The organism is Butyrivibrio sp. XB500-5, from assembly GCF_003625505.1.
In the GTDB taxonomy this organism is placed as follows: domain Bacteria; phylum Bacillota; class Clostridia; order Lachnospirales; family Lachnospiraceae; genus Butyrivibrio.
The window spans coordinates 388664-400734 of the sequence record NZ_RAIS01000001.1; the positions used below are offsets into that span (position 1 = coordinate 388664).

Here is a 12071-nt window from a genome sequence, read left to right on the forward strand (position 1 = left end):
TCCAAATTACCTTGTAAACTTTGTAATATCATTAAACAGCACAAATATCATAAGTCCCATCAGCAGGATCATACCAAACATGTGCACATAGCCTTCCTTCTCAGGCGGAACAGGCTTACCGAAAATAACCTCTATAAACTGGAACACAAGCCTTCCTCCGTCAAGCGCAGGGAAGGGTAACAGATTCATCACTCCGAGGTTGACCGACAACAAAACGGTAAGACCAAGCATTGTCAAAAGAACTGAAGAGATGCCGTAAGGCTTCGTCTCCTCGTAAACATCATCGACAATCTTTACCATTCCGACAGGTCCCGAAACGTCATCAGCCTTGAGCTTACCTTGAACAAGAAGCGCAAGACTTCTGTAAGTTGCCTTGAAATTATATCTCATTTCATACCAGGCATATTTAAGAGTCTGAATACCTTTTATGTTTTTAAACTCTCCCAGATATACTCCCATGTAATAACGATGATCTTTTTCGCTGAACTTAGGATAAAGAGTTGTACTGAACTGCTGTCCGTCCCTCTCATACACGATGTCCATGGGTGAGCCTTCCGCAAACTGAGAAATAAGAGTGACCTCTGCAGCCATATAAACTTTTTCACCGTCAACACTTATTATCTTATCTCCGGCTTGAAGTCCCGCCTCAACTGCGGCAGAATCCTCAGTAAACTTATCTATCACAGGAAAATCCCACACCGAAAAGCTGACAAGTACAACCGCAAGTATGTATGCGATTATAAAGTTTGCGAATGGTCCGGCAAACAGTGTCGCTATTCTTCTCCATACGGGAGCATTCAAAAAAGATCTCTCATCATAGTTCTCTCTTTCTTCAGCGACAGGATCCATTCCGTCAAACACACACGCTCCGCCGATTGGAAGAAGTTTGATACTGTATAAAGTCTCTCCTTTTTGCTTTTTCCATATAGTCGGTCCCATTCCGACAAAGAATTCTTTAACTCTTATGCCGCCTGTCTTGGCTATGATATAGTGTCCGAATTCATGCGTTGTTACAAGTATTCCGAATATTATAAAAAAGATGATAATGCTGATTGCCATAATTTCCCCTTATATGTTGTATTTATTTCCCAGGAACTCATAGATATCCTTCTCTGCTTCAAGAATCTGTGAAACCGTGGGATTATCTATCTTGTTATGATGCTCCATAGCCTCCTGTATCATGTCATAGATCTCAAGATACTTGATATCGCCCTTTAAGAATCTCTTTACCGCCATCTCATTGGCCGCGTTAAATACAGTCGGCATACTGCCTCCGGCATAAGCCGAATCGAAAGCGAGCTTTAGTCCTCTAAACGTATCCGTGTCAGGCTTTTCAAATGTCAGACTGTAAAGTTCAAAAAGGTCAAGTCTCTTTTCACTCATAGGTCTTCTGTCAGGATAGAACAGAGCATACTGAATCGGAAGCTTCATATCGGGAACACCGAGCTGAGCAATAACCGCTCCGTCGCAGTACTGAACAGCACTGTGAACGATGCTCTGAGGATGTATCAAAACCTGAATATTATCGAGGCTTACATCGAAGAGCCATCTTGCTTCCATAACCTCAAGTCCCTTATTTACAAGCGTTGAAGAATCAATCGTAACCTTCGGGCCCATATCCCAGTTGGGGTGCTTAAGCGCATCCGCAGCCGTCATGTCCTTAAGTTCTTCTTTCTTCTTTCCTCTGAAAGGTCCGCCGCTGGCTGTGAGAAGAATCTTTTCAACCTTATCTTTAGGTTCACCGTTAAGTGACTGGAAGATCGCACTGTGCTCACTGTCAACGGGAAGGATCTTAACATTCTTTTCTTTTGCAAGAGGCATGATTATATGTCCCGCGCAAACAAGCGTCTCTTTATTGGCAAGTGCAATGTCCTTGCCGGATTCTATAGCGCGGATAGTCGGTCTGATTCCGATCATACCTACAACCGCCGTAAGAACGGTATCGGCTTCGGGAACCGCTACGATCTCCAAAAGCCCGTCCATACCGCTGTAAACTTTCGTATCCGTATCTTTGATCCTGTCGGCAAGATCTTTTGCCGCATTCTCATCAAACATGCAGGCATACTTAGGCTTAAACTCCCTAACCTGCTCCTCTACTTCTTCTACCTTCCTGTTGGCTGCAAGGCCGATGACCTTAAGCTCGGAAGAATTGTTTCTAACAACATCAAGTGTCTGTGTTCCGATAGAACCCGTGGAACCAAGTAAAACGATATTTCTCATTTCAACTCCTAATGCAATCTACCGGGAAATCCGATGGATTTTCCTATTATATAAAATCAGCACCGAAGTTTATTCTCCGGTGCAAAAAATTTTCTAAAGCCTTAAAAACGCCTTGTTAGAACCGCTGCCAAGAAATATATGCAAGGTATCACAAATATCACACTGTCAAAACGGTCCATAATTCCGCCATGTCCCGGAATCAGTTTGCCGTAATCTTTTATATTATGGTCTCTCTTAATACCTGAAGCCAATAGATCACCAAGCTGAGCAATGATGCTGCCCGCAAAAGTAATGATGGCCATAACCCAAATTACATCGACCTTATAATTCTCTCTTACGTAAATGATATAACCGATAAGCGCACCGACCAAAACACTTCCAATGATACCGCCTATCGCACCTTCTATAGTCTTCTTTGGCGAAAGAAGCGGTGCCAGCTTGTGCTTGCCGAATGCTCTTCCGGCAAAATATGCACATGTGTCGCAAACCCACGCTATGAAAGGAATCCAAGCAAGATATTTACCAAACGCACGTATTCTCAAAAGATATACGAACGACATATTAACGGGTGCATATACGAAACAGAAAAAAGTAGCTATGGCCTGTATAGACTTAAACTTGGGGAAGTTTACGACGTAACATACCATGATGAGGAAAAATGCAAACATCAGGGAAAAGATATAATATCTGTAATCCCTAACAAGGATCATCTGAACGTAATGTACGATGATCGATGCGTATCCGCATAATTCCAATGCATTGAAATTCTTTCCTTCTTCATGTATGCCGAGTGCTCTTACCAGTTCATAAAAACTGATAAACGATACCGCAAACAGCACTCCCGCAAGCAGGTATCCTCCGGGAATAAGCACTCCCGCGAGAATAAGAAATATAAATATTCCGCTTATAACTCTAGTCTTCAACTCTTTTAACCAGCCTTTTTTCAGTTTCCGATAGTGCTTAGATCTGATCCTTCTTAAGACCGCCAAACTTACGATTTCTTCCGCCGTAAGCTTCTATCGCCTTAACAAGCTCAGCCTTGTTAAAGTCGGGCCATGCGATCGGGGTGTAATAAAACTCCGTGTATGCAAGCTGCCACAATAAGAAGTTGGAAACTCGCTGCTCATTGCACGTCCTGATCAAAAGATCGGGGTCCGGCAAAAAGTCAGTATCAAGGTTCTTGGCTATCAGCTCCTCGGTTATGTCATCTGCCTTGAGCTCTCCGCTCTCAACCTTAGCTGCGATCTTCTTGACGCTGCGGGTGATCTCATCCCTGCTTCCGTAATTGATCGCGATCGTAAATGTGAGCCCGGTATTGCCCGCAGTTGCTTCCTCTAGCTCTGCGATAGCCTTCTGAATATCCTCCGAAAGAGCGGATCTGTCACCGATAACTCGGCAACGAACATTGTTCTTCATGGATTTCTTGATACTTGTCTTTAAGTAATTTCGAAGGATCGTCATGAGGGCTGAAACCTCAGCCTCGGGACGGCTCCAATTTTCTGTTGAAAAAGCATAGACGGTAAGGTACTTGATACCGAGATCTCTTGCATCAACAAGAATATCCTCTACCGCCTTGGCTCCCTGCATGTGTCCGTAGTTTCTGGGCATTCCTTTTTCTTTGGCCCATCTGCCGTTACCGTCAAGAATGATGGCCACATGCTCGGGTACATTCATTAATTCTTGTGTTTCCATTGTAAAAATCCTATTTCCGTATGATCAAACTGTCATGATCTCTTTGTTCTTATCTTCTACAGCAGCATCAATGTCCTTGATATACTTGTCTGTAACCTTCTGAAGCTCATCGTTAAGATCATTGATCTCATCCTCGGAAATATCTCCGCCCTTGAGCTTCTTAAGAGCGTCGTTGCCGTCACGTCTTACGTTTCTGACAGCAACCTTGGCATCCTCACCCTTCTTACGGATGTCTTTTGCGAGCTGTTTTCTGCGCTCCTCTGTGAGCTCGGGGAAAACAAGTCTGATAACATTACCGTCATTGGCAGGTGTAATACCAAGATCGGATGTAAGGATCGCTTTCTCAATATCTTTAATAAGTGTCTTATCCCAAGGTGCGATCTGGATAATACGTGCCTCGGGAACGGAAACATTACCAACCTGCTGAAGAGGTGTGGGTGTTCCGTAATAATCTACCTTAATCTTATCAAGTACATGGGGATTGGCTCTTCCTGCACGGATAGAAGCAAGCTCCTCCTTCAAAAAGTCGAAAGATTTCTGCATCTTATCTGCGTATTCTTTAATCTTATCGTTCATACCGATGCCTCCTAAATTTGTAATCTATCAAACAGTAACTGTAGTGCCGTTAAAGCTTCCGCTGCAAGCATTGACGATACTGTTCTCTTCCTGAAGGGCGAATACCCTCATAGGAACCTTGTTGTCTCTTGCAAGTATCGAAGCGGTCATATCAACAACCTGAAGGTTGCCTGCTACAACATCATCAATAGAGATCTCTGTGTATCTCTTGGCGTTGGGATTTGTAGCCGGATCTGAATCATAGACTCCGTCAATAGCCTTAGCCAAAAGAATGCAATCGGCCTCAACCTCGATAGCTCTGAGGACAACACCGGTGTCTGTTGAGAAATACGGATGTCCGGTACCGCCTGCAAAGAATACAACCATACCTTTGGCAAAATACTTGTTGGCTCTGTCCTTTGAAAATAGTTTAGTGAATGAACCGCACTCAAAAGGTGTGAGTATATTGGTCATCATGCCTACGCTTCTGAAAATCTCGGAAACGTAAATGCAGTTCATGATAGTAGCCAGCATGCCAATCTGGTCGGCCTTAACGCGGTCGATATTCTCGCTGGTCCTGCCTCTCCAGAAGTTACCGCCGCCGATAACGATACCTACTTCGGTTCCGTTGTCCACAAGCTGCTTAACCTGAAGAGCCACCTTTCTGACAGTTGCTTCATCAAAGCCTGTCTTCTTGTCTCCTGCCAGCGCTTCGCCGCTGAGTTTCAATAGTATTCTCATAATATCTCCATGTATGTCTGTAATTATTTATTCTTAAGTCCCTCGAAGAACTCTGAAGGATTAACGTCAGCGTATGCCTGTGAGCACATACCCTCGATAACCGCACCGTTGTTGATCTGTACAGACTGGGACTTGATGTTACCCATAACGATTGCTGTTGTATCAAGAACTACAGGTCCGTGTACGTCGATATCACCCTTAACGGCTCCTGCGATAACTGCGCTTGAACCAAAGATGTTACCTACTATAACAGTGCTCTGTCCTACCTTGACGCTTCCCTTACTTCTTACCTCACCTGTGATCCTTGCTGCCTCTGCATAGATCTCAGCCGCATCTGAATCACCCTGGATCTCACCTGTAACATTGAGCTTACCGAGAGCCTTAACGTTACCTACGATCTTACCTACAAGATCAAGAGAACCTGTTGTCTGAAGGTCACCGTTGATGACCATTCCTTCGGTGATGTTAGCGATTTCATCGGTTGGTGTCTGCTGTTCAAATTCCATAGTTTCATTTCCCCCATCATTATTAGATTTATCAGTTTCATTGCTCTTGGCAATGTACTCATCAATGTGTTCGTTGTTGATAGCTTCGAGAGCGCTCTTGGGCTCTTCGTTTGCTATCTCGGCCTGAGTCTCCTCTTCTATCTTATCTTCGAGTTCCTCAGTAAGTTCCTCGATCTCATTGAATACTGTCGTTTCAGCTTCTTTTTCCTCGGAAGCTTCCGCAAAAGAGCTTTCGCTTTCGTTCACAGTGCTCTCTTCCTCGGGAGTTACTACCTCCTCGGTACTAACTTCAGAAGTAGCTTCCTCTTCTTTGTTAGTCTCTTCGTTTGTGATGTCCTCAAGCTTGATGTCATCAAGGCGATTAAGCATGCTGTCGATATCGACCTCACTCACCTTAACCGTTTCCTCAGCTGCTTTGTCTTTATCAAGACCGTTTGCCCCTTCGAGCTTGTCATCCGGCATAAGAGTGTTAACCGCCTGGGACAGATCGCTCTTTAGCTCAGAAAAAAATCCCATCCTGATATCCTCCCCTTACTAGTAGTTTGTTTTAGTTGTTTTTGATATGTTGAACCGGTAACGTATCATCTGTTATCGGAACCATCACTGTGTCTTCCATACCGTTTATTGCATCGATTATCTCGGGAAGTGCCTCTACCGTGGCCTTCTTATCCGCTGCGTCATGCATAAGAACAATGCAATGTTTAAACTTAGGTATGTTATTTACTATATTAGCACAAATAACGTCCTTGGTGGCGCCCGCTTTATCATCTCCGGCGGAAACATTCCAGTCAAAAAACGTAATGTCCTCGTTATCAAGTATTCCGACAAGCTCGTTCATATCAGCCTTACTGACATTATTGGAGCTTCCGCCCGGGAATCTGTAATACTTGGACATAGTGTCGGTATTCTCATACAAAAAAACTCTAAGCTTCTTAAGATCATCATGGAAAGCTTCGGGTGAAGCATATATATCACTGTACTTATGACTGTAGGAATGCATACCCAAGGTATGACCCTCATCAACTATTCTCTTGTAGCTGTCCTCATATTTAGGCTTGCCGCATACAAAGAATGTAGCCTTAACGTCTTTCTCCTTTAAGATATCAAGTATCTCCTCGGTATAGACACTCGGGCCGTCATCAAAAGTAAGATACACATATCTGGTACCCTCGATATCTTCGGGATTCTGAGCTCCGATAACATCGACATCCGTATAATCGATATCGGGATTCTCCCCAAAGGCTCCGGGCGAGTTCTTATCCTCACTCTCCTCGGCCAAGATTTCCATCTCATCGCCAAAGCGCTCTCTGTACCAGTCAAGATCAGCCTTGGTCTGATTGTAATCAGTCTTAAGTCTGTCGAATCTTATGGATAAAATAATGCAGATTAAAGTGGGAATAAGACAAGCGGCGGCGACGGTTATCAGAATGAATTTGCGAAACCTTCGGATACGCCTGTTGTACAGTACCTTTTCACTTTTTCTCCCACCTTTATCGTACGCCATTTTGAATAAAAAACATTTCCCCCATGAATATTCAACCAGAGTATAGTATATCAGAACACGCCCCCATCTTCAACAATAACGCGTGTTACCGTTTGATGATGAGGGCGTGTTATTAATTACATTTTTGCATATTCTTCAGCGATAGCATCAAGGAACTCTTCACTTCCGAGTTTTACGGGATTCGGAAGAGATGTGATAAGTGCAAGATCGCCTGTCATGCGGCCTGACTCGATAACTGAAAGAGTTGCCTTCTCCATCTTGTCAGCCCAGTCCATAAGCTCTTTTATTCCGTCGAGCTCGCCTCTCTTACGAAGAGCGCCTGTCCAAGCAAAGATAGTTGCAACAGGGTTGGTTGATGTAGGCTCTCCCTTGAGATACTTGTAATAGTGTCTCTGAACGGTTCCGTGAGCTGCCTCATACTCGTAAACTCCTGTGGGAGATACAAGAACAGAAGTCATCATCGCAAGTGAACCGAACGCGGAAGAAACCATGTCACTCATAACGTCTCCGTCGTAGTTCTTGCAAGCCCAGATAAATCCGCCCTTAGACTTCATTACACGGGCAACGGCGTCATCGATAAGTGTGTAGAAATATGTGATTCCCGCCTTTTCGAAATCAGCCTTGAATTCGTTTTCAAATACTTCCTCAAAGATCTCTCTGAATCTTCTGTCGTATGTCTTACTGATGGTATCCTTGGTTCCGAGCCAAAGCTCTTTTTTCTCGGCGAGAGCATATTTAAAGCAAGCTCTTGCAAAGCTTCTGATCGAAGCATCTTTATTATGAACACCCTGAATGATACCGGGCTCCTTGAAATCAAAGATGGTTTCCTTGGTAACAGTTCCGTCCTCAGCGGTAAATACAAGCTCTGCCTTACCTGCTCCGGGAACTCTGATCTCAACGTTCTTGTAAACATCGCCGTATGCGTGTCTTGCAAGTGTGATGGGCTCTACCCATGTTCTTACGTTGGGCTCGATTCCTTTTACCATGATGGGTGTACGGAAAACTGTTCCGTCAAGGATTGCTCTGATAGTACCGTTGGGGCTCTTCCACATCTTCTTGAGATTGTATTCCTCAACACGCTCATTGTTGGGAGTAATGGTAGCGCACTTAACGGCTACACCATACTTAAGTGTTGCATTGGCGCTGTCTACGGTTACCTGATCGTCTGTCTCGTCTCTGTGCTTAAGTCCGAGATCGTAATACTCGCTCTTAAGGTCGATACTGGGTAAAATAAGCTTATCCTTGATCATCTGCCACAGTACTCTGGTCATCTCGTCGCCGTCCATCTCAACGATGGGTGTTGTCATCTGAATCTTACTCATTAAATCTGTCCTTTCAAAAGATGTTGTGTATATATCGCATGTGCCTGTAAAAGGGCTATCCGCCATTACTCAAACATGGCAAGAAGTCCCTTCTCAACCATATTCTCATAAGCATTTATCATGTGCTGATTGGCAAGCTCTTCGGCCTTGTCGGGATTATTCTCCTTAATGGCCTCCATGATAAATTTGTGCTCAACGTTGGAAACAGCGCCTCTGCTGCTGGAAAGAGTCTTTTGTCTAACTCTCCAAACGTACTGATGATAGTCCTTCAAAAGATGCTCAAGCATCTTGGAATTACATGACTCGTATAAAATATTGTGAAATCTGTTGTCGAGCTCAGCCATCTGCTCCATATGACCTCTGGCCGCATGGAACTCAGCGAGGTAGATGTTCTCTTCCATCTCCTCGAGCTGTTCTTTTGAGATATTCTCACAAGCCCATCTTGCGCAGAGTCCCTCGAGCTTGGATCTGATCATATAGATATCCTCGATATCCTTGACCTTGATGCCCGTAACGTATGCGCCTCTGTTGGGAATGATCTGAATAAGTCCCTCGAGCTCAAGCTGTCTGAACGCTTCTCTTACGGGAGTTCTGCTGACGCCGAGCTCCTGTCCGATCGCAACTTCCTTAAGTTCTTCGTGATCCTTGTATTTGCCGTTAAGGATATCTTCTCTGATACGATGGAAAACTCTGCCTCTAAGTGAATACTTATCGGTTACTTCCTGTTTTAAGTCTTGATTATCCATAATGTTCCCCTTTATTTGGAAGATGAGACAATCTCACCCTCTTTAACAACTATTCCAAGTTCTTTGCCGACTTTTTTGATCTCGGAAATAAGCTCGGCATCAGTCATAACTGTAACTCGTCCACCTGCGTACTCCTTATCAACCCACTCTTTTATCTTGGTAACAAGAGGTGATGACTTGGAAAGAGCATGCTCATCGCGAAGCTTGTAATGTATGTTGATCCAGTGAGCAATGCCTGCAAGTCCGGATGTGTTTGAAACGGCGCTTACAGGAGGTCTTCTTAGGAACTTCTCCGTATCGAAGATGTTGTAGATCTCCTCGTTCTTAAGAAGTCCGTCAGCGTGGATACCCGCTCTTGTAACGTTGAAGTTCTTGCCAACAAAAGGTGTGTTTGCAGGAACGGTAAAGCCTACTTCCTTCTCATAGTACTCGGCAAGGTCTGTAATAACCTGTGTGTTCATGCCGTCGAGCGTACCCTTGAGCTGTGCATACTCAAATACCATAGCCTCAAGAGGTGTGTTACCCGTTCTCTCTCCGATTCCGAAGAGAGATGTGTTAACGGATGAACAGCCGTAGAGCCAAGCCGTTGTTGAGTTGGTAACGGCCTTGTAGAAATCGTTGTGACCGTGCCACTCGATAAGCTCACTGGGAACACCCGCGTTGGTGTTGATCGCATAGATGATACCCTGAACACTTCTGGGAATAACGGCACCGGAGAAGTTAACTCCGTAGCCCATTGTATCGCAAGCACGGATCTTAACTGGAATTCCGTACTCTTCTTTTAACTTCATAAGTTCTACGCAGAAAGGAACAACGAAGCCGTAAATATCGGCTCTTGTTATGTCCTCAAGATGGCATCTGGGGCTGATTCCTTCCTCAAGACAAGCTCTGACGATGCTAAGATAATGATCGAGCGCCTGTCTTCTTGTCATCTTAAGCTTTAAGAAAATATGATAATCGGAACAAGATACAAGAATACCCGTCTCCTTCATCCCAATCTCTTTTACCAGCTTAAAATCATCCTCGCTTGCGCGGATCCAGCTCGTAACCTCAGGGAACTTGTAGCCTCTCTCCATACATTTGTAGACCGCGTCGCGATCGCTCTTACTGTATAAAAAGAACTCGCTCTGTCTGATCATACCGTTGGGGCCGCCAAGCTCGTGAAGCATGTCGAAGATGTCGACTATCTGCTTGGTTGTATAAGGAGCCCTTGACTGCTGTCCGTCACGGAAAGTCGTATCTGTGATCCAGATATCCTTGGGCATATTATGTGGAACAATCCTATCATTAAATGGAATCTTGGGAACTTCCTCATAGGGAAACATATTTCTGAAAACGTTTGGTTTTTGAACATCGTCAAGAATATACATGTGCTCCTCGATCTGAAGCAAGTTATTCTTGTCGTTCATGGTCACCGGCCTGTTCTGAAATGCACTAGTCTCACTCATGAATAAACTCCTCACTAAATACTAAAATGGTCATCGCGTATAATTGTATACAATCATACCATGAGTGTCAAGGTCAGTATTTATCTAGTTTTTCTTGACTTTTTTTAATATTTGCGTTTTACTCAAAACTGAAACGGAGAAAAAAATGCTATATATAACAAGACACGGGCAGACCGACTGGAATAAAGAAGAAAGACTCCAGGGTCACACCGATATACCATTAAATGAAAACGGAAAAGAGATGGCGAAAGCCGCCGGGATAAGATATTCCGATATCAAGTTTGATGTCTGCTACTCTTCTCCCTTACTTAGGGCAAAAGAGACTGCTGAATTAATATTGGAAGGAAGAGATATCCCAATCATAACAGATGATAGGTTAAAAGAGATGTGCTTCGGCGAATACGAAGGCGTCCGCGGTTATTTTAAAGACCCGAATTTCCCTTTGAGCAACCTATTCAGGCATCCGGAAGAATACGTGCCGATCAGAGGCTCTGAATCTTTTGAATCATTAAAAGAAAGGACCTCTTCCTTTATAGAAGAAGTCCTTATTCCCGATATGAACGCCGGAAAGACAATTCTCGTCGTTGCCCACGGCGCTCTCAATTGCGGGCTTATTTCACAACTCCGCAAAACACCGCTCAAAGATTTCTGGAGCAACCTCCAGCAAAACTGCGAGCTTGAAGCATTTACAAACATCACTTCTTCGCAAGAACCGTGATCCAAGGCTTTGATGCGTGAACGTCCGTCTTAACGGAAGAAAATCCTGCGCTCTTAAGGGCGTTAACGATATCCTCTGCCTTGTGGCATTTCATGCCTTCTATCATACTCTCATAATAAGAAGATGCCTTGTCGGTTCCGTCGGATTCATTGACGATCATGAAGGTTCCGCCCGGTTTAAGGACTCTGGCAACATTGCTAAAACACTTCTCAAGTCCCGGCCAGAAATATATTGTCTCAAAAGCAGTTGCAAGATCGTACTTATCGCTTTCAAGATCAAGTGCGGACACATCGCCGTGTCTTACCTCGCATCTGCCTTTTTCTATCATATCCGCATTGTAAGCTTTAGTTGTCGCAACCGATGTATCGGAATAGTCGATAGCAGTCATCTTAGCGGAAGGATACTTTTTCATAAGCGCGCGGGCATTTCTACCGCCGCCGCATCCAACCTCAAGCATTTCAGAAGGAGCTATTGTCTGAAGATGTGAAAGTCCCCAGTCAGCAACTTTCGCATGTCCCTTATTCATACCACTAACCATCATCTTCCCCAAAACACCTTCGGGTTTACGTGTCTGTACAAAAACCTTTTTAAGTAGTCCCATGTTTCATTTCCTCCAAAA

13 protein-coding genes are annotated in these 12071 nt (G+C 44.2%); 1 reads left to right on the forward strand and 12 read right to left on the reverse strand.

Annotation, left to right across the window (positions count from 1 at the left end; all coding sequences use genetic code 11):
• Positions 1-6: 6 nt before the first annotated feature.
• From rseP to D6856_RS01785, 11 genes are all read right to left on the reverse strand, one after another.
• Complete coding sequence (gene rseP, locus D6856_RS01735) at positions 7-1059, reverse strand: RIP metalloprotease RseP (RefSeq protein WP_120685476.1); 1053 nt, start codon at positions 1057-1059, stop codon at positions 7-9.
• 9 nt (positions 1060-1068) lie between these two features.
• Positions 1069-2220, reverse strand: coding sequence for a 1-deoxy-D-xylulose-5-phosphate reductoisomerase (locus D6856_RS01740; RefSeq protein WP_092248369.1), 1152 nt, complete (start codon positions 2218-2220; stop codon positions 1069-1071).
• Between the two features lie 101 nt (positions 2221-2321).
• Complete coding sequence (locus D6856_RS01745; RefSeq protein ID WP_092248365.1) at positions 2322-3143, reverse strand: phosphatidate cytidylyltransferase; 822 nt, start codon at positions 3141-3143, stop codon at positions 2322-2324.
• A gap of 37 nt (positions 3144-3180) precedes the next feature.
• Positions 3181-3912, reverse strand: a complete 732-nt coding sequence (locus D6856_RS01750; RefSeq protein WP_092248362.1) for an isoprenyl transferase — start codon at positions 3910-3912, stop codon at positions 3181-3183.
• Positions 3913-3936: 24 nt separating this feature from the next.
• Positions 3937-4488, reverse strand: a complete 552-nt coding sequence (frr, locus tag D6856_RS01755) for a ribosome recycling factor (RefSeq protein WP_092248359.1) — start codon at positions 4486-4488, stop codon at positions 3937-3939.
• Positions 4489-4515: 27 nt separating this feature from the next.
• Positions 4516-5211: a UMP kinase gene (gene pyrH, locus D6856_RS01760; RefSeq protein ID WP_092248356.1), complete on the reverse strand. Its 696-nt coding sequence runs from the start codon at positions 5209-5211 to the stop codon at positions 4516-4518.
• A gap of 20 nt (positions 5212-5231) precedes the next feature.
• Entirely contained in the window at positions 5232-6230 is a 999-nt protein-coding gene (locus D6856_RS01765; RefSeq protein ID WP_092248352.1) for a polymer-forming cytoskeletal protein, read from the reverse strand.
• Between the two features lie 31 nt (positions 6231-6261).
• On the reverse strand, positions 6262-7218 hold the full coding sequence (locus D6856_RS01770) for a polysaccharide deacetylase family protein (protein ID WP_120685477.1): 957 nt from the start codon (positions 7216-7218) through the stop codon (positions 6262-6264).
• Between the two features lie 116 nt (positions 7219-7334).
• A complete protein-coding gene (locus D6856_RS01775; protein WP_092248346.1) occupies positions 7335-8540 on the reverse strand; it encodes an NADP-dependent isocitrate dehydrogenase in 1206 nt (401 codons plus the stop codon).
• 65 nt (positions 8541-8605) lie between these two features.
• Entirely contained in the window at positions 8606-9286 is a 681-nt protein-coding gene (locus D6856_RS01780) for a GntR family transcriptional regulator (protein ID WP_120685478.1), read from the reverse strand.
• 11 nt (positions 9287-9297) lie between these two features.
• Entirely contained in the window at positions 9298-10734 is a 1437-nt protein-coding gene (locus D6856_RS01785) for a 2-isopropylmalate synthase (RefSeq protein ID WP_120685479.1), read from the reverse strand.
• A 145-nt stretch (positions 10735-10879) separates the two neighbouring features.
• On the opposite strand from D6856_RS01785, the gene D6856_RS01790 reads away from it, so the two are divergent.
• Positions 10880-11452 (forward strand): histidine phosphatase family protein, encoded by a 573-nt coding sequence (locus D6856_RS01790; RefSeq protein ID WP_120685480.1) that lies wholly within the window; start codon positions 10880-10882, stop codon positions 11450-11452.
• Here D6856_RS01790 and D6856_RS01795 read toward each other — a convergent pair.
• The gene (locus D6856_RS01795) at positions 11430-12053 is read right to left on the reverse strand and encodes a class I SAM-dependent methyltransferase (protein WP_120685481.1); all 624 of its coding nucleotides are present in this window, start codon (positions 12051-12053) and stop codon (positions 11430-11432) included. The genes D6856_RS01790 and D6856_RS01795 overlap by 23 nt on opposite strands.
• Positions 12054-12071 lie beyond the last annotated feature (18 nt).

Excerpts from the sequence above, each read along its gene's own strand:
- rseP (WP_120685476.1), bottom strand. The coding sequence starts at position 1,059 with ATGGCAATCAGCATTATCATCTTTTTTATAATATTCGGAATACTTGTA.
- D6856_RS01740 (WP_092248369.1), bottom strand. The coding sequence starts at position 2,220 with ATGAGAAATATCGTTTTACTTGGTTCCACGGGTTCTATCGGAACACAG.
- D6856_RS01750 (WP_092248362.1), bottom strand. The coding sequence starts at position 3,912 with ATGGAAACACAAGAATTAATGAATGTACCCGAGCATGTGGCCATCATT.
- frr (WP_092248359.1), bottom strand. The coding sequence starts at position 4,488 with ATGAACGATAAGATTAAAGAATACGCAGATAAGATGCAGAAATCTTTC.
- D6856_RS01765 (WP_092248352.1), bottom strand. The coding sequence starts at position 6,230 with ATGGGATTTTTTTCTGAGCTAAAGAGCGATCTGTCCCAGGCGGTTAAC.
- D6856_RS01770 (WP_120685477.1), bottom strand. The coding sequence starts at position 7,218 with ATGGCGTACGATAAAGGTGGGAGAAAAAGTGAAAAGGTACTGTACAAC.
- D6856_RS01775 (WP_092248346.1), bottom strand. The coding sequence starts at position 8,540 with ATGAGTAAGATTCAGATGACAACACCCATCGTTGAGATGGACGGCGAC.
- D6856_RS01780 (WP_120685478.1), bottom strand. The coding sequence starts at position 9,286 with ATGGATAATCAAGACTTAAAACAGGAAGTAACCGATAAGTATTCACTT.
- D6856_RS01785 (WP_120685479.1), bottom strand. The coding sequence starts at position 10,734 with ATGAGTGAGACTAGTGCATTTCAGAACAGGCCGGTGACCATGAACGAC.
- D6856_RS01790 (WP_120685480.1), top strand. The coding sequence starts at position 10,880 with ATGCTATATATAACAAGACACGGGCAGACCGACTGGAATAAAGAAGAA.
- D6856_RS01795 (WP_120685481.1), bottom strand. The coding sequence starts at position 12,053 with ATGGGACTACTTAAAAAGGTTTTTGTACAGACACGTAAACCCGAAGGT.